This window comes from Streptococcus cristatus ATCC 51100, from assembly GCF_000222765.1.
GTDB classification, from domain to species: domain Bacteria; phylum Bacillota; class Bacilli; order Lactobacillales; family Streptococcaceae; genus Streptococcus; species Streptococcus cristatus.
Map to the genome: position 1 here is coordinate 94957 of NZ_AFUE01000006.1, position 17395 is coordinate 112351.

Sequence of the window (17395 nt, forward strand, 5' to 3'; positions counted from 1 at the left end):
ATTGTTTATCCTCCTAAATTGAAATTTGAGTTACAAAGGCTCCAGCAGCCCCTACCATAACACCACCGACAATTTCCAGAATGGCATTCCGAACACCTGGTCCACCATCTTTAATGTTGGTTGCAAGGTTGACAATCCCCACAACAACGAGAAAGGCACCAACCGCAATCAATCCCTTCTGTAACAAAGACATAGCTTGTGCAAACATAGCACTTGCGTCTACTCCATAAACAAAACCTTTAAAATGCGTAATCATCTATTTCCTCTTTTCTATTTTTATTTTAAACTAGATTCAAAAGTTAGATCACGAATTCTAAGGCCTTCAAGATGATTTTCTTGTCTTTGATTCAAAGGATTGATTTGATAGTTCCACCACCGTTCATCTGTTTCTTGATTGGCTAGGTACTTCCAGTTTGGATGCTTAGTGGAATTGTATTTTTTGCTTTTAAAGACAGGCATATTGGCAATTCGAACCAAGCATTCATGCCGTTTCATATTTCCAACCTCATCGGGTGTCATTAAATCACGAGCAATCTTTTGATGAGAAAGGGAACCTGAACCTGTCTGGCCAAAGGAACGACTAGTATTTCGAACATCAATGGTTTGTTTACCGAGTAAACCACTCATAAATTTAAAGGTATCTTCATCATTACCACCTAAGTAGACTAAGCTGTCACAGTTCCCCAAAATGGTTTTCCAAGCTTCTTTTTCTTTATAGAGCCCTTGAAGTTGAGCAATATTTTGAAGAATAGGAACGAGACTCATATTTCGAGAACGGACTGTTGAGGTTTGTTCAGCAAAATCTGGGATTTCTCCGATATTTGCGAACTCATCTAAGTAAACTCTCACATGAAGAGGCAATTGACCCTTAAAATCAATATCTGCTTGTCTTGTTAGGGTTTGAAATACGGTTGAAAAAAAGAGGGCTGAAAGAAAGCGAAAGGTACTATCGTTATCTGGGATAACTAAGTAAACCATTGATTTTTCCTTTCCCCATGTCTTCATATCAAGGGTATCTCTTTTGGTCAAATCCATGACACTTTGAATATTGAAGAGGGCAAATTTAGCAGTGGTTACAGCTATAACAGAATCCAGAGTCTTATCCTTATAATTTTGAAAATCTGTCCAATTTCGCATGGTAAAATTTTCAGTTCCATACTTTTTAGCATAATTTTCAAATAGAATTTCTAAGACACTTTTTTCTTGGTTTTCACCCTTGGATAAGTGTTTAATGAGTTTTGAGATTTCAGCAAAACTTGGATAACGCCCTCGTTTTTTTCGCTCTTCCACTTCTTTTTTTTGACGTTTCAACAAGTTTTGGTATTCTTTTTGACTTAAACGACTTTCTTCTATGAGCTGTTCTCTTGTTTTGGGTGGATTATAGAAATCGACCAAGTAAGAGGCTAAAGCTCGTACCAAAGTCATAGAAGCTTCATCCCAAAATGGATCACTACGGGAGCCAGAGCCTTTAGTGTTATTAAAATAAACCGTCAGCATGCGATTCAAATCATTTTCTGTCTCTATATAGCGAAAAGGATTGAAGCCATCTGAGTTCTTCATATTGACTAAATCTAGCACCTTTACTTGGTAGCCATGTTCTAAAAAGAGTTTGCCTGTTTTTTCGGCCAAGTGATCTTTAGGATCCACTACAATATTAGAACTATTCATCTGAATCAGATTGGGTTTCACAAAGCGAAATGTCTTCCCACTTCCTGAACCTCCAATCACCGCAATATTCTTATTTCTATCATATTGGGGTGGTTTTTTATCTAATAATGTCAAACGAACATCTTGTGCTAAGATCGTATCATGAGAAAATTCCTTACCGTAAAAGAGCCTCTTTTCTTTTAGAGTTCCAAAACGGGCGCTCCCGTATTCTACCCCTTCTCGGTATTGTTTTTTACCAGTCTCTAGATAGAGATAAACCAGCAACATCATCACAAAACCTAGTAGAAAAAAAGCACTTGATTTTCCAGTAAAGGAAACATTCCATGGCGACTGAAGAACTTCATCTTGACCTTCCATCAGAAGATGAGTCCATTTATCTAATGTATTTCCAGTATAGGAATCATACAAAAGCGTCAAACGATGAAAAAGATAGCCTAGTAAGATACCTAACAGTGAGAATAGTAGGAATTTCTTTCCACTGTACATCATCTCACCATCTCTTTCTGTTTGACGGCCCCTTCTTGTCTAAAGGTAATTTGAGATTTAGCCTCATCAATTGCATCGTCTAATGACTTATCCATGGTAAAATCAGCTAATTTCTCCGGATCATTAACCATTTTTTCTAACAGATGATCTAAATGATTGTCTAGAATCGAACGGTCTTTCGTGTAGAAATGTAGAGAATCCCCTTGCCAAGCGATGGCTAAAGGAATCTCTTCTTTTTCTAAAAAAGCTTTAAATTTCTCTATATCAATTGGTTTGTCTAAGAAATCTTTTTTCAGATTAATCGTATCAATCGCATAGGGAGATTGTAGCAATTCTTCTAATTTCTGCACCCCTATCTTATAAGCGGAATCCTGTGCTAAAGCCTGACGTCTAGACCATTCTAGAATCTTTAAAAGACTTTTTACAGTAAATAAAAGACTACGCTCCGCATATTGAACTGCCATTCGTTCCTGTTGTTCAGAGGACATCTGAGGCCTCCTTCTTAACAAATAGCAGCTTTCCTTCTTTATAACGATAAGCTATCAATTTCTGACGTTGCTTAATCGACTTGACAACCTGCAGTAGATCTCTCGAATAAGGTTCTCGAAGAGTAACTTCTACTGCTTTTCCATCAAAGATACCAACACGTTTAAATTCAATGTAGTCTTTTTTGAGATGTCCTAAGCCCATACCAAAAGGAAAGTGATGAATCAATTGGATGGTACAACCACCTTTATTTCCCATTTGTTTCAAATCATACAAGTTTACTACCTTCATGATTAACTCCTTTATCTAGTTTGTCGCATCGTTTAAGTCTGGTAACGATAAACTCCGTGTCTGTTAGAAAATTCTCACACACGTCTTGTGCCAGTTGCCCTTCACAGGGAAATACTCTCAGTCCCTACTTACACAGGCACGCTAATCAAGACGGAGTGGATTCAATTTTCAAAGAACAGGTAGCTTTATTATAGATAAGAGTAGTTGAAATTTTTATCACATTTTTTATTTTTCTGTAGAGCTAAATTCATACTAATCAAAGAGTTTGAAATAAAAGACTAACATTGTTACATAACGTTAGCATTTCATTTCCCTAAAACAAGCTAATTTGGTCTAAAAAAGCAGCAAACTATAAACTAGTAGGTTCCACACTAAATGTAGCCCCATACTGCCCCATAAGTCCGATTTATAGCGTACCATCCCTAAAAACATCCCAAGTGAAACATATAAACACCAAGCTAGAATGCTTCCTGGATGATGTGCTAATGCAAATAAAACACTTGTCAAAGCAACTCGAATATCTAATTTTCTAACCAAGTTCCATAAAATTTCCCGATACAGAAATTCTTCAACCATACTCGCATTGATTAAGAACAATAAAAATGAAAACCAAGGAACTTGATGTTGAAGGCCAATTAAGTTTGCTTGATTCGTGCTTCCTTGAGCATGAATCAGACTAAAACATAGACTTATAATCAGTAGACTAACGAATCCAATACCAAGCCATTTTATCCTAGTTTTCATATTAAGCTTGACCACTTTTTTTCGTTGGCAATACACCCATAAAAAAGAAATGAGTGACGCACCATAGAGAATCTGTAGTATAGTTAACTCACCGATACAAAGAAATTTCAGTAAGTATAGAGATACCAATAGGACATTTACTTGTTGGAATAAATAAACTCGAATTATTCTTTTCATAGTTACCTCCGAAATAAATCTTCATAATCTAAATCTAATACCTGCACAATCCTTTCTACCCATGGACTTTGAGGCATTCGTTGTTCCATCTTATAGTGACGAATCTTTTGATACAAACGATTCAATTCACTTGGATAGTGAAACTCTCCCGCAAACATTTTTCTGGTTAACTCAATCCAGCTGATATTTCTTTCAGCCAAAATAATGGACAAGTTCTCCCAAAATCGTTCAGCCATATTGCTTCTCCTTTAGTTAGATAAATAATGTGTTTGTGCCATGTAAATCAATTGTTTCGTATCTCTTGGCAATAAAGCTCTAGCTTCCTCCAAATTTAGATTTGGATAAACTCTTTTATTCGAAACCGCAAGAGGAAGTCTGATGGTTAGTTCAGGATTTTTTAATATCATTTCAATGAAATCCGTTAATCTTAAATTGTCACGGTTCTTAAATCGTAATAAATTTGGAGATAAAAACTCAAAACAATCTGAAGAATAGCTCATCATCTCAATTAATTTATCCCTTGTCATTTCAGAAATCGAATGACAGGATACCTCAATGCCATAGTTTTGGAAGAATTCTAAAAGAAGTTGATTTCTTTGGCTATTTTTACTTAGATAGAGATCAATCATGGGAGACCTCCCAAAGATTCGGTTCCATTTGATATTCTGAGACGATTAAGGAATCTAATAAATTCGAGAAGTTAATTGATTTCTTGTCTTCATCATAAGCTTTTACAGTTACCTGGGTTGTAAGTATTCCCTCTTTTCCCTCGGCTCGATAGCCTTGCCCATATAAAACAAAACAAGATTATGATTATCATCTATAAAGGCATCAGCTCCATTCTTTATATCCTGACTTTCAAGGAATTCCATAATGTTTTGAAGATAGGATTCATAAAATAAGGGGTAATTGTGATTTTTATGGTAATAATCTAAAAATTTCACTTCAAACTCACATGGATAATTGGGCATCAAAAATATTTGTTCATCCAACTGCATCATTTCTGCATCATGTAATTCTGTTTCTAATTCATCACAATATAGTATTGACTCTTTATTTAACGCTTTCATCTTTTTCCTCTATTTCTTTTAATTTCTTTGCGATTGCGGCAATCACAGGTACGGTTACACTATTACCAGCTTGTTTATAGAGCTGACTATTACTAGAGACTTTTCTAGCAGCTTCAAAAGCCCAATCAGGAAATCCCTGCAGGCGGAAACACTCTTTAGGGGTGATTCGTCGTATTCTCAAACGGTAAAATTGTCCATCTATTAAGACACCGGCTACATGGTAAACTTGCTTATCTTCTCCTTCATAGCTAGCCACTACTACTCCCATTTGACCACTAGTTGTCAAAGTATTAGCTATACCTTTTCCAACTCTACCACGACGATACTGAGAACTTGGTCTTTCCAAATTGATTGAATCTCCTATTTCTGCTTGAGCATATCCTTTTTTCGTTGCCTCTCGGACTTTTAGAAATTGGATTGGTTCTGGAATCAGTATTTTGGGGATTTTATCTCCACCTTGCATCGTAGTCAGTGTTGGAGATAGCCCCTCACTTCCATAGACGCGACCAGTTTCCTTAAAGCTAGTTGGTAAATCTCCAACAACGACAATACCATGGCGATCCTGAGTATTTAAAGTAAACATTGGCTCTTGATTATCCTTGAAACTTCTACCCTTTTGTCTTTTTTCTAATCTGTCTGGTGTCATACAAGGAATCGCAACTTTAAATCCTTCTCCTTTTCCACGAACTAAGGTTGGCGCAAGACCTTCTGAATAATAGACTTTACCACTCATTCCACTTTTTGATGGATTCAAATTCCCTAATATTTTTAAAGTCTCAGAGTTAGTTGCTTGACCTTCTCGTCTGAAAGGAAATAAGAGTCTGGTACCTCTCTTTCTAGAATGTCCGATAATAAACACCCTCTCTCTGTTTTGGGGAACGCCAAAATTCTTACTGTTAAGCACCTGCCACTCAACATCAAACCCCAATTCATCAAGCGTGGTAAGGATTGTGGTGAACGTCCGTCCCTTATCGTGATTGAGTAGGCCTTTAACATTTTCAAGAAAAAGAAAACGTGGTTGGATTTGTTTGGCCGCTCGAGCAATTTCAAAGAATAAAGTGCCTCTAGTATCTTCAAATCCCAATCGTCTTCCTGCGATTGAAAATGCTTGACAAGGGAATCCCCCACAGATGACATCGACTTTCCCTCTAAGTTTTTTAAATTCGTCATCTGAAACATCTCGTATGTCATGAAATTCAATTTCTCCTTCCGTTTGAAAAATGGACTTATAAGATTCTCTAGCAAATTTATCAATCTCACAAAATCCAATACACTCATGTCCAACACTTTCCATTCCTAGTCGAAAACCCCCGATACCTGAAAATAAATCAATAAATCTCATTTCTTTATCACCCCTTTCTGATCGACTACCATTATCAAAACTGTCACTCCACTTGAAATGACAATAAGCATAACTAATATCCACTCGATTGGCGACATTTAACCACCTCCTTTTCTAACACGGTTATTCCAAACAGAATACAAGCCATTAAACACAAATTCAGCAAGTACTTCCGCTCGTCTAACAAAGTGAACATTATCTAGAGCATACTGATAGATTCTTTCAAAATCAGTCATAGCAATTTCACTGGCTGTTTCAGAAAAACCTTCTCGTCTAAATTGATCTTGTACCAATCCCCAAATATAATCTCGATCATATTTTGTGACCTTTTCTACTTTTCTTTTCAAAATAGGTTGAGTATTCCTATCCTCCTCATCCTCAATAAATAAAGAATCAGTCTCACTATATTTAGTCTCACTAACTTCAGTCTCACTAGGGGCTAAATGTGAGACGGGGGCCGTTTCATTTTCAACCTGCCCTAGTCTTTTTTTAACACTAGGCCTGTTTGAACTAGCTACTGGGGTAGAAGATAATTCCCCTAAATAAATCTTATTAGCAAGTCTCCCTTTCTCACTTGAAGACTGTTGAACTTCGTCAATTAAGTCATATTCTTTAAGAGTTTTTTTTATGGACAGTAATTTGGACTTCGAACAACCTAACAGCTTCATCAGTTTAGAATTAGAAAATACTAAATAGACCGCCCCTTCTTCATCTATCCATCCACGACTGAGAGATAATTCTAAACGATCTTTTAAAATAGAATAAGCTACCTTTACTTCTAGTTTCATATCCAAATATTTCTCGTCCTCAAAAAGAATTTTAGGTAATTTATAATACCGTTCTGAAGTTTGGTATTGATTTGCGGTAATTCGTTTCATAGCGCTCCTCCTAGCTCTTTGAGTATTAAATCTCCACTTGATTCCAATCGAACCAAGCCATTTTTTTCTAATTCAGCCATAAGAGAGATGGCTTCAACAATGTCAATTCCCATTTCACGTACTAAAAATGAAATGACAATATAGCGTGATGATTGTAATTCTTTTGTCATTTTCCCTCCTGAAAATAAAAAAAGGAGAACAATATATAATTGTTCTCTCTTTAGATAAATATTTATTGTTGTATTCATTTTTCCGATGCGCAAACGACATCTACAAATACATATACATCTATGTGCCTTTTTAGGACTTTTTTGACGTCAAAATTGCCTTTATCTACAAAGACAAAATGCTTGTAAAATAGCTTAAAATCAAGGATTTTCACCCTTTTTTTCGTTGTAGCAACACTACACACTCCACGTGATGCGTCTGCGGAAATAAATCCACTGGCTGGACTTTCTTCAGTTCATAGCCCTGTCCTTGATAGAGTTTGATATCACGCGCCATGGTGGCAGGGTTGCAGGAGATATAGACAATCCGCTGGGGTTCCATGCTGACACTGGAAGTGATAAAGCTCTCTGTCAAGCCCTTGCGCGGCGGATCGACTAGGATGACATCCGCCTTGACTCCCTGATTCAGCCAAGTTTGGATGGCTTTTTCTGCAGGGGCGCAAACATAGCTAGCACTGGTGATGCCGTTGAGCTCTGCGTTTCGCTGACTATTTTCCACGGCCTCAGGAATAACTTCAACTCCATAGACCTGCTGGACTCGGTCAGCCAGCGACAGGCCAATGGTGCCAATACCTGAGTAGGCATCCAGCACAATATCCTCTTTTTTAAAATCAGCAAAGTCAAAGGCCGTCTGATACAGCTTTTCTGCCATCTCAGTATTGACTTGGTAAAAAGCTGGCGCAGCAATCTGGAACTGCTTGCCCAGCATGCTGTCAGTAATGAAGTCTTGGCCGTAGAGTGTCCGAAATTCCCGACCGAAAATAGCATTGCCCGGCTGGTCGTTGATATTTTGCATGATAGACTTAATTGCTGGGAAAGCTTCTGTCAAGCGCTCAATTAACTGCTCCACTCGAAAAATCTTAGACCGGTTGGTCACCAAAATCACCATGATTTCACCCGAATTGTGGCCACGGCGAACAACCAGATTGCGGATCAGGCCAGTGCCCTCCTTCTCATCGTAAGGCTTGAGGGCAAAGCGGCGTAGCAAGTCACGTACAAAAACGATGACTTGGTCAATGATTGGATCCTGAATATAAAAGTCCTCAATCGGCAGGAGGTCATGGGAATTTTTACGGAAAAAGCCGGTTTCCAGCTGACCATTGACACGGCGAACTGGCACTTGGGCTTTATTACGGTAGGCCAGTGGCTGATCCATGCCCAGTGTTTCCAGCACTTCTACATCCGAAATGCCAGCGATTTTATAAAGGCAATCCTGCACCTGCTTGCCTTTAAAAGCTAGTTGAGCTGGGTAGGCCAAGTGCCCCAAATCAGCAATTCCAGTCCGCAGATAGGCCAAGTCGACATGCTCATTGCGCTGGTCAGACTTATTCACAAATTCCTCAACTCGGCCAAAGCCGATCTTTTTGTTGACCTTGAGGACACGCATGCGAATCACTTCACTCGGCAGGGCATTTTCAATGAAAAAGACGCGGCCGTCTACCTTGGCTACACCCGCTCCCTCATGACTCAGATCTACAATTTCTACTTCAATAATATCGTTCTTTTTTAACATTTCTTTACTTTCTAATCAATCCTGCACTCAACTACAATTATACTAAAGCAGGGAATCACAGGATTTCTACTGTTTATTTCTTTCTTCCTATTGGAAAATATGTTCACATTTCTGCTCTGCTATTTTCCAAAAAGAAAGGGAAGAGACAAAATCCGCCACTTCCCATTATATCATAAGAGCCCTATCTTAAGCCCATTTGTTTCAATCTTTCTTTATAGGCTTCAAAATCAATCAAGAGTCCTTGTCCACCATACATATCATAGGTATCCGTCCAGTCGCCCAGTTCTGGTACGGTGAGGCGCTCTATCCCATTGCGTGAATCGAGCACCAAGGATAAGCCTTGTGACCAAATAAAACTCTGAGGTACATTGGTCGAGGTCAAGGCAAAGACTTTTCCTAATGCTTCAGATCCTGTAAAAAGCTTCGTAGGGTCTTTTATCTGCTGCATGATAGCAGTCAAAACTTCTTGCTGGCGACGTGTACGTCCAAAGTCACCCTCATCGTCCTTACGGAAGCGGGCATAGTTTAAGAGCGTCCGACCGTCCATGTGCTGACGACCAACCTTGATGGTTTGAGTAGGAACCACTCCATCCTTCATGTTCAAATCATCTGGAACTTCCACTTCTGTGACTTTTTCCCCATCAATGGTCGAAAATTTAGCATCCATAAATACACCATTTGGAAAGAGGGTGTCAATTGCAGTCGCAAAGGTGTTAAAGTCCACTAGAGCATAGTATTTAATGTCAATATCAAAGTTATCTTTCAAAGCTTGACGAACTGCCTCAGCTCCACGATGATTGTCTTGTTCACCAAAAGTATAGGCGGAGTTCAATTTTTGATCATAATAATCATCATCCGTCGGCTCCGTGTAGGAATTGCTGACGCCGTCAATATGAATCAAGGTATCACGCATAAAGCTAACCAACTTCATTTTATGATCTTTATTGCCAACGTTTAAGACCATAATTGAATCGGTCCGAGTCTCCGTTGAATTTTCTCCAATTCGGCCATCCGTCCCTAAAACAAGAATATTGATCCCATCTCGAGCATCATGACCATCAAAGTACTCAACATCAGCCGCTTTAAGATTTCCTGGTCTCGCTGTATTTAAGCCTTTGAAAAACATAAAGAGCATGCCAGAAACAACCAAAAGCACAAAAATGAGGAGCCACATCAGCACGCGCTTCGGACGAATTTTTTTGTAGGTTCTCGGAGTTTTCTGAGTTGATTTTTTCGCTTCTTGCTTTGAAGAAGCTCGGGAATTCTTTTGACTTCTGCTAAGAGAACCTTTACCCGGGTATTTGGGTAACAAACCGGATGAATCCGCCATCGGATCTTCTGATAAAGCGTGCACGGTCTGCTTGGTAGACGCCTTTTGCGCAGCATCTGGCCGTCCTTTCGACTTTTGGCGGAGGTAATTATACTCCTCTTTTTCATGTTCGTTAAGATAGTAATAGTTTGTATGGAGATAATCCAGCCTTAACTGCTCGTGTCGACTCAGATTTTCTGTTTCTCTCATCTCTGCTCCAATCTATAATCCTGAATTTGAAAAACGGGATAACTGCCTAGAATTTTAAAGGTGATACCAAGTGTAGCAAGCTCTTGGTAAGCAAAATCCACTAATTCTTTCCGTTCATTATCAATATCAATAATAAAGAAATATTCCCCTAGGGCTGTTTTAAGAGGGCGACTTTCAATCTTTGTCAGGTCAATGCCACGCCAAGCAAAAGTTGATAGTGCCTTATACAATGCACCGGGCAGATTATCCGGTAAGGTCAGAGCCAAACTTTGCTTTTCCTCTTGCTTTACAAGCTTAAGAGCAGGGGTGGTTTGCCCTAAAATCCAGAAACGAGTGAAGTTTTCCTCCATTTCCTGAATATCCTGAGCCACCACTTGCAGACCATACTCAACTGCCGCGGTCCGCGTTGCAATAGCCGCAAAAGGTTGGTCAGGATGCTCTGCTACAAAGCGAGCCGCATAGGCTGTACTAGCTGTAATTTCTATTGCTGCTTCTGGATAATGCTGGCGAATATAGCCTTTTCCCTGAGCAAGCGCCTGAGGATGGGAAAAAACTTTCTCAATGGGCTTGTCCAAACTGGTCGCCAATAACTGCTGCTTAATGGGCTGAATAATCTCTGCTACCGCTTGAATCTCAGCCTGATGGAAAAGATAATCCAAGGTCTCATGGACACTTCCTTCAATCGAATTTTCCACGGGAACAACTGAATAATCCACCTCTTTCCCTTCATAGGCCTTCATCACTTCTGTGATGTTTTGATAGGGCACCAAGTCTGCTTGGGGAAAGGCTTCTTGGGCAACATGGTGGGAAAAAGATCCCTTGGGTCCTAAAAAGGCTACTTTCATTGAATTTCCTCAATAATTTCTTGTGGCGTTTTTCCTACCACGTCAATTGTTTGTGTCGCGACCGCCTCATAGAGAGCCTGCCGTTGTTCAAAAATCTCTTGCAAATCTGCCTTGCTCTTTGTCAGATACAAGGGGCGCTGATTTTCCTGATCTCCCTCAATCCGACGAAAGAGGGTCTCAAAGTCAGACTTCAGATAAATATTTTGGGGATTTCGGGCCAATAAGTCACGATTTTGGGAGCTCAAGACAACGCCGCCTCCCGTAGAAAGCACGACATCCTGCTGGATACACTCAGCCAAGACTTCAGCTTCAATTTTCCGAAAGGCTGGTTCACCATATTGAGCAAAATATTCTTGGATGGACATGCCGATTTTTTGGACAATCAGCTCATCCATATCCAGAAAATCTGCTGACAAGGCTCTCGCAATCGTTGATTTTCCCGCTCCCATGAAGCCAAGTAAAATCTTAGCCATTCACCAAGTCCTCCAAGTCTGAAAAGAAGCTTGGATAGCTGGTATTGATAGCCTCTGCCCGCTCCAGCTCCACCTCTCCATCCGAAACTAATAGGGCCGCAATGGCTGCCATCATTCCAATACGATGATCGCCGAATGTATTGATGGTTGCACCATGGAGAGGCGTTTTTCCATCGATAATCATGCCATCTGCTGTGGGAGTTATAGCTGCTCCCATGCTATTTAAAGCATCTGCGACAACCTGAATCCGATCGGTTTCTTTGACTTTTAACTCCTCGGCATCTCGGATCACCGTTCTGCCCTCAGCTTGAGTCGCTAAAAGGGCAATAATCGGAAGCTCGTCTATCAAGCGCGGGATAATTTCTCCGCCAATCTCCGTTCCCTTCAGCTCAGAAGTCTCAACGGTAATCGTAGCGGATTTAGCCACCTCATCTATATTAGAAAGGGTCATCTTACCGCCCATGGCCTTGATAACATCAAGAATCCCCGTCCGAGTGTCATTGATTCCCACATTTTCAAGGACGATTTTAGAATGGGGCAGAATCAAGCCTGCAACCAGCCAGAAGGCTGCGCTGGAAATATCACCAGGCACTCTCACTGCTTGCCCTGTAAAGGTCTGTCCACCCTGCACACGGATTTCCTTGCCCTTGACCTCAATCTGACCACCAAATTGGACAATCATATCCTCTGTATGGTTACGGGTGATTTCCTTTTCAATAATGACGGACTCGCCTTGAGCCTGTAAAGCTGCAAAAATCAAGGCTGATTTGACTTGAGCGGAAGCTACTGGCAGCTGATAATGGATAGGCTTTAAATCTTTTCGGCCATGAATGTGTAGTGGCGGTAAATCTCGTTCTGTCTGACCCCAAATATCCACACCCATTTGACTAAGAGGCAGGGTTACCCGATCCATCGGACGCTTGGACAAACTATCATCGCCAAACATCTCTGCTGCAAAATCCTGACCTGCCAAGACACCCGAAATCAAGCGGATAGAGGTTCCTGAATTTCCCATGTCAAGTTTATTGTATGGCGCCTTGAGACCATCAAATCCAACACCGTGGATCTTAACAGTCTTTCCATCATCCTCTATCTTGACGCCTAAATCGCGAAAGACCTGCATCGTAGAAAGGACATCCTCACCTCTCAAAATATCGTGAACCACTGTAAGGCCTTTGGCCAAGCTTCCGAACATAATCGAACGGTGACTGATTGATTTGTCGCCTGGCACACGGATGCGACCATTCAGGCCTTTTGCCTCTGTTCTTAACTTCATAGATGCCCCTTTCAATTGCTACTAACTTCTATTTTATCATAAAAATAGCAATTTTCTAAAAAATTCTTGTATTCATTCCGACTTCTTCCTTCTTTCTACTTTTCTACATGATAAAAGAGGCTGCGACAATCGTCTCTCAGCCCCCCTTTATTCCTTGTCAACCCCCCGAGAGTGCCAGATTCTCACTCTAGTCATTCTCTGATTTAGCCATTATTTGTGTCCTAAATGCTTATCAATCTCATCCATAATCCGCCCCATCACATAGCTAATCTGCAGATTGCGACCAATCAGAATGGCCCAGAAAATAGCCATCAGATAGTTCTCAGACATGATTGCTTCATTAAAAAAATATGTTTCTAGGGCTGTAAAAACCGCCATTACTATAAATTGTCGTCTATTCATTCTTCCATTATAGCATGAAAAATCATAAAAATCTAAATTCAATCATCTTGCACGGTGATTTTTTCCGCTAGAAAATCAAAGCCTTCTGGTATCAAACTTTCTTCCTGCTTTTCAGCTGCTTCTGCTTTATTGCCGCGACTTCTAGCTGAAAATTCTGCCCGAATCTGAGTCCAGTCCTCTAGGGAAATAGCCAGAATATCTGGTGAAAAGCCAGCAACATTACTCAGCAGATTTCCAAACATGGTATTGAGATTTTCTCTTTTCATGGTCTGCTCAGCGTTGAAATGAGACTCAAAGGCCAAAATGGCATGGTTTTCATTGGCTGCGACTGGTTGCGAACCAATGAGCAGCGCCTTGTCCGCTCCTGCCAGACTCTCGATAATTTCACCCCAAGCATTTTGCAGCTTAGTCAAATTGCTGCGAGCCAATTCAGGATTTTCCACTGCCTCTTCCAAGATAGCATTGACCTTATTGCGGTCTACTCGATAAGTCTTAGCCTTCTGAGATCGTGCCTCCGATTTCTTAGCTGCTGGAGCTGGCTGACTGCCGACATTGGCTAATTGTTGCTTAAGCTCTTGGATTTCCTGCTTGAGATTAGACAGTTCCTCTACCAAGTTGTCAGGAATCTGATCCGAGCTTGCTTTTTCCTCAGCCAGTCGAATGGTCATCATTTCTGTATAAATCTTAGGTTGCAGGCTATTCTTGATGTCTGCTAGACTCTTAGTCGCCGTCTTAATCATAGCAAAGAGAGTCTCCTGTGGTGTCTTAAGATTTTCCAGAAAGAGCTCGCTGGCATGAGTATTCTCCCCGCCAGTTTTGACAATAATCAAGTCACGCAGATATTGCAGGAGGTCCGTCACAAAACGAGCCATGTTTTTACCGCTATCAAAAATCAGATTGAGATTATCTAAGGCTGTGACTGCGTCATGCGCAATCAAGGCTGCTACATAGGCATCCAAGGCTCCCAAGCTGATCGAGCCTGTAATCTCTTCAGCAATGTCTGTAGTCAAACGATTTTCCTGAGTTAAGCTAAGAGCCTGATCGAGGATAGACAGGGCATCCCGCATACCACCCTCAGCTCGACGGGCAATAATCTGCACACCTTCTTGCTCAAAATCAATGCCTTCCTGCTCCAGAATCCACTCAATATGACCAATGATGTCCTGCGTCTTGATAGACTTAAACTCAAATCGCTGAACACGAGAAAGAATGGTCGCTGGAATCTTATGCAGCTCTGTCGTCGCTAGGATAAAGACCACATTTTCGGTTGGCTCTTCCAAGGTCTTGAGCAAGGCGTTAAAAGCACCTGTCGAGAGCATATGCACCTCGTCAATGATATAGACCTTATGCTTGGCCATACTAGGTGCATAGGTAGATTTATCCCGAATATCACGAATCTCATCTACCCCATTATTAGAAGCTGCGTCAATTTCGATAACATCTTCAAGGCTTCCCTCAGTAATGGCCTTACAAATATAGCAGTCATTGCAGGGCTCGCCGTCCTTTTGATTCGGACAATTCATAGCCTTGGCAAAAATCTTGGCAACACTAGTCTTCCCTGTTCCACGCGGACCAGAAAAGAGATAGGCATGGCTGATTTTGCCTTGCTCCACAGCCTGCCGCAGAGTGGTAGCCACTACTTGTTGCCCAACCAGCTGACCAAAGGTCTGACTGCGGTACTTTCGATATAAAGCTTGATACATTAGGCTTTTTCTCCAAACATTTCAAAATTCCAAGTCGTTTTTTCAAGCAAAATCTGGACGAACTTTTCCAGATATTCCTGATCTACCTTATCATAATCACCCGTCAAGGCTGAGTCCAAATCCATCACACCCAGTAGGCGACCGTCTTTTACCATGGGCACCACAATCTCGCTCTTAGCCCTACTATCACAGGAGATATAGTTGGCATGCTGGGTCACATCATCTACGATAATCGTCTGCTCTTTCTCAGCGGATTCCCCGCAAACACCCTTGCCTAGCGCAATGTGAACACAGGAAACACCGCCCTGAAAAGGTCCCAGAATCAGCTCGCTCCCATCAAAAAGATAGAAACCAGTAAAAACCGAATGAGGCAGGGCTTGATTAAGCAGGGCGCTAGCATTAGAAAGATTGGCCAAAGCATTGGTCTCGCCCTCCAACAAGGCTTCTAGCTGAGTCAATAACAGTTGATAATTTGAAATTTTTTCCCTTTTATTCATACTTTCTATTATATCAAAAAGCCCGTCCTACAGAAGAAAAAATCAAAACTTTTTAGCTTCTTTTCTAGTTCGAACTTCAAGTTGAAAAATATTTTCTTATTCTGACCGCCACAAAGGATAGTCCTAAGCTTCATCTTTCCTGCTCAAAATATAAGAGGCTGAGATTATCCATCCCAGCCTCTGATGCTATAGAAACGCAAGTCATGCTCAACTCATCTTTTTACAGCCATCCCATAAAGCGGATAAGGTACATATTTAGTCGCACCTGACGCGAATAGTAGTAATTTCCACCATTAATATAAAGCTTAGGTCCGTAAAAAATAGAAAGTATATTATAGTATGAATAGGTTTTTCCAGTCACATTGCCAAGACTCGGAGCAACCACTTCTTTTGAGTATTTTTTTGCAAGCTCGAGCGTATTCTCGCCGCCATTTTGCGCAACATAGTCGATATAAGCCTGGCCGAAATTGTAGGCCTGAACTGCCGTCCAGACATCCACCTTTTTCTCGCTGGCCAACTCTAGATTGTCCGATAAAGTCTGAATACCTTGCCGGACACTTTCTTTATTGTCTGTAATCGAATTGATTTCGCCTGTTGCACTCTCACTAGACTGCATGAGGTCGTTGTTTCTTCCCTTGGTTTCTGTGTAGATCATGGCTAGGACTAGCTCTTCATTGGCCGCCGTATCCTGCTCGTCCAGTACTTCTCTAACCAAGTTTTGATAGGTCATAACCTGCTTAACATCACGATGGACTTGATAGCCTTTTATCGCAATGGCAGCCAGAATGATGACCAAAATCAATCTTCTGATAAATTTAAACATTATTTACTTTGTATATCCTCGATATTTTTGATGAGAATAGAATAGGTCCCGTTGTCGTTCTGGATAAATTCCACGGATTCAGCATCCTGATAAACATTATTGGGAACGATTAGCTCTATTCCATTAGAGAGGGATAATTTTTGATTTTCGAACTTCTTTTTCTGGCGACTGCTGTCAATCTCATCAAACTTGATTGGCTCTGGCACAGTTTCCTTAACTTGGTCAATAAAGGTAAGTCTGGCTGTCAGATTGCTGTCAAACAGCTCGTCCGCCAACTTTTCAGGAGACAATTCGTCGTTTTCTTCCAGATTTTTGAAAATGCTGGATTTGACCTTAGACTGGAACTGAAAGTCGTCTGTGTTAAAGCTTTCAGCAATCTTTTGAGCCGTTTTTTCCAGAGTTTTGATAGATTTTTTTGGTGAAATCTTGGGACTGACCTGCAAGATATTGTCAGAAAAATAGTTGAGGAAGGCACCATTGTACTTGATACGCTTTTCAATCAGATGGTACTTGCGAGACTGGAGATTGATGACCAAAGCCTCGTCCGCCCCCGTACCAAAGCCAGGCAGATTGTTCTGCGTCAGCTTGATAGGATTGTCTACCTCGCCACCCAAGTGGGTCAAGGTTTCCCGCAGCGCAATCCGCAGAAAAGCAAAATGCTCCACGCCTTCCTTGTCAAACTGGACGAAAATCAGATCGTTGGTTTTCTGGTTTTCACTGACCGAAAACTCCTCCTGCCAAAGCTTAGCCACTGTCACGGATGTTTCCAGTAAGTCGTCTGAAAGCTGGGCTAAAAAGACATTATCAGGTTCGAAAATGCCTGTTTTAGCCTCGTCTGAATAGACCCGTTCGATTTTCTTACGCAAGTATTCCTCAATCTTTGGAGTAATGTTGAGAAACTTATCCGCCAGCAGCAAGTCCGTATCAGCTGGACTGAATTGATGAATGATGGCCTTTTTTATGTAAATGTCCATC

Annotated in this window: 20 protein-coding genes and 1 pseudogene; all 21 read right to left on the bottom strand. The window is 40.9% G+C overall.

Annotation, left to right across the window (positions count from 1 at the left end; translation table 11 throughout):
- Positions 1 to 13: 13 nt before the first annotated feature.
- The 21 genes and pseudogenes from HMPREF9960_RS03920 to HMPREF9960_RS04015 all read right to left on the bottom strand — a co-directional run bounded on the left by HMPREF9960_RS03920 (position 14) and on the right by HMPREF9960_RS04015 (position 17394).
- Positions 14 to 256 (bottom strand): hypothetical protein, encoded by a 243-nt coding sequence (locus tag HMPREF9960_RS03920; RefSeq protein WP_000627865.1) that lies wholly within the window; start codon positions 254 to 256, stop codon positions 14 to 16.
- A gap of 20 nt (positions 257 to 276) precedes the next feature.
- Positions 277 to 2154 (bottom strand): VirD4-like conjugal transfer protein, CD1115 family, encoded by a 1878-nt coding sequence (locus HMPREF9960_RS03925; RefSeq protein WP_005592162.1) that lies wholly within the window; start codon positions 2152 to 2154, stop codon positions 277 to 279.
- Positions 2154 to 2642 (bottom strand): hypothetical protein, encoded by a 489-nt coding sequence (locus HMPREF9960_RS03930; RefSeq protein WP_000093674.1) that lies wholly within the window; start codon positions 2640 to 2642, stop codon positions 2154 to 2156. Before HMPREF9960_RS03930 ends, HMPREF9960_RS03925 begins: the two co-directional genes overlap by 1 nt.
- The gene (locus tag HMPREF9960_RS03935; protein WP_000869753.1) at positions 2632 to 2931 is read right to left on the bottom strand and encodes a hypothetical protein; all 300 of its coding nucleotides are present in this window, start codon (positions 2929 to 2931) and stop codon (positions 2632 to 2634) included. The genes HMPREF9960_RS03930 and HMPREF9960_RS03935 overlap by 11 nt, the downstream gene beginning before the upstream one ends.
- A gap of 333 nt (positions 2932 to 3264) precedes the next feature.
- Positions 3265 to 3852 (bottom strand): CPBP family intramembrane glutamic endopeptidase, encoded by a 588-nt coding sequence (locus tag HMPREF9960_RS03940; RefSeq protein ID WP_005589898.1) that lies wholly within the window; start codon positions 3850 to 3852, stop codon positions 3265 to 3267.
- A 2-nt stretch (positions 3853 to 3854) separates the two neighbouring features.
- Entirely contained in the window at positions 3855 to 4088 is a 234-nt protein-coding gene (locus HMPREF9960_RS03945) for a hypothetical protein (protein WP_000840776.1), read from the bottom strand.
- Between the two features lie 12 nt (positions 4089 to 4100).
- Positions 4101 to 4481 carry a thioredoxin domain-containing protein gene (locus HMPREF9960_RS03950; protein ID WP_005589856.1) on the bottom strand — a complete coding sequence of 127 codons (381 nt, stop codon included), beginning with the start codon at positions 4479 to 4481 and terminating at the stop codon, positions 4101 to 4103.
- A pseudogene (locus HMPREF9960_RS03955) lies at positions 4474 to 4922 on the bottom strand (hypothetical protein). Before HMPREF9960_RS03955 ends, HMPREF9960_RS03950 begins: the two are co-directional and overlap by 8 nt.
- Positions 4906 to 6264, bottom strand: a complete 1359-nt coding sequence (gene dcm, locus HMPREF9960_RS03960; protein ID WP_005592215.1) for a DNA (cytosine-5-)-methyltransferase — start codon at positions 6262 to 6264, stop codon at positions 4906 to 4908. Before dcm ends, HMPREF9960_RS03955 begins: the two are co-directional and overlap by 17 nt.
- A 98-nt stretch (positions 6265 to 6362) precedes the next feature.
- Positions 6363 to 7142, bottom strand: a complete 780-nt coding sequence (locus tag HMPREF9960_RS03965) for a replication initiator protein A (RefSeq protein ID WP_005589850.1) — start codon at positions 7140 to 7142, stop codon at positions 6363 to 6365.
- Entirely contained in the window at positions 7139 to 7312 is a 174-nt protein-coding gene (locus HMPREF9960_RS10400; RefSeq protein ID WP_000159601.1) for a hypothetical protein, read from the bottom strand. The genes HMPREF9960_RS03965 and HMPREF9960_RS10400 overlap by 4 nt, the downstream gene beginning before the upstream one ends.
- A gap of 208 nt (positions 7313 to 7520) precedes the next feature.
- Positions 7521 to 8882 carry a 23S rRNA (uracil(1939)-C(5))-methyltransferase RlmD gene (gene rlmD, locus HMPREF9960_RS03970; RefSeq protein ID WP_005589846.1) on the bottom strand — a complete coding sequence of 454 codons (1362 nt, stop codon included), beginning with the start codon at positions 8880 to 8882 and terminating at the stop codon, positions 7521 to 7523.
- Positions 8883 to 9063: 181 nt separating this feature from the next.
- Positions 9064 to 10401 (bottom strand): LCP family protein, encoded by a 1338-nt coding sequence (locus HMPREF9960_RS03975; RefSeq protein ID WP_005589845.1) that lies wholly within the window; start codon positions 10399 to 10401, stop codon positions 9064 to 9066.
- Positions 10398 to 11246 (bottom strand): prephenate dehydratase, encoded by an 849-nt coding sequence (gene pheA / locus HMPREF9960_RS03980; RefSeq protein ID WP_005589843.1) that lies wholly within the window; start codon positions 11244 to 11246, stop codon positions 10398 to 10400. Before pheA ends, HMPREF9960_RS03975 begins: the two co-directional genes overlap by 4 nt.
- Positions 11243 to 11719 (bottom strand): shikimate kinase, encoded by a 477-nt coding sequence (locus HMPREF9960_RS03985; protein WP_005589841.1) that lies wholly within the window; start codon positions 11717 to 11719, stop codon positions 11243 to 11245. The genes pheA and HMPREF9960_RS03985 overlap by 4 nt, the downstream gene beginning before the upstream one ends.
- Positions 11712 to 12995: a 3-phosphoshikimate 1-carboxyvinyltransferase gene (gene aroA / locus HMPREF9960_RS03990; protein WP_005592249.1), complete on the bottom strand. Its 1284-nt coding sequence runs from the start codon at positions 12993 to 12995 to the stop codon at positions 11712 to 11714. Before aroA ends, HMPREF9960_RS03985 begins: the two co-directional genes overlap by 8 nt.
- A 210-nt stretch (positions 12996 to 13205) precedes the next feature.
- A complete protein-coding gene (locus tag HMPREF9960_RS03995; protein ID WP_005589839.1) occupies positions 13206 to 13397 on the bottom strand; it encodes a DUF3272 family protein in 192 nt (63 codons plus the stop codon).
- Positions 13398 to 13435: 38 nt separating this feature from the next.
- Positions 13436 to 15100 carry a DNA polymerase III subunit gamma/tau gene (dnaX, locus tag HMPREF9960_RS04000; RefSeq protein ID WP_005589838.1) on the bottom strand — a complete coding sequence of 555 codons (1665 nt, stop codon included), beginning with the start codon at positions 15098 to 15100 and terminating at the stop codon, positions 13436 to 13438.
- On the bottom strand, positions 15100 to 15597 hold the full coding sequence (locus tag HMPREF9960_RS04005) for a GAF domain-containing protein (RefSeq protein WP_005589837.1): 498 nt from the start codon (positions 15595 to 15597) through the stop codon (positions 15100 to 15102). Before HMPREF9960_RS04005 ends, dnaX begins: the two co-directional genes overlap by 1 nt.
- Positions 15598 to 15817: 220 nt before the next feature.
- Positions 15818 to 16420: a lysozyme family protein gene (locus HMPREF9960_RS04010; RefSeq protein ID WP_005589835.1), complete on the bottom strand. Its 603-nt coding sequence runs from the start codon at positions 16418 to 16420 to the stop codon at positions 15818 to 15820.
- A complete protein-coding gene (locus HMPREF9960_RS04015) occupies positions 16420 to 17394 on the bottom strand; it encodes a nucleoid-associated protein (protein ID WP_005589834.1) in 975 nt (324 codons plus the stop codon). The genes HMPREF9960_RS04010 and HMPREF9960_RS04015 overlap by 1 nt, the downstream gene beginning before the upstream one ends.
- Between the last annotated feature and the right edge of the window lies 1 nt (position 17395).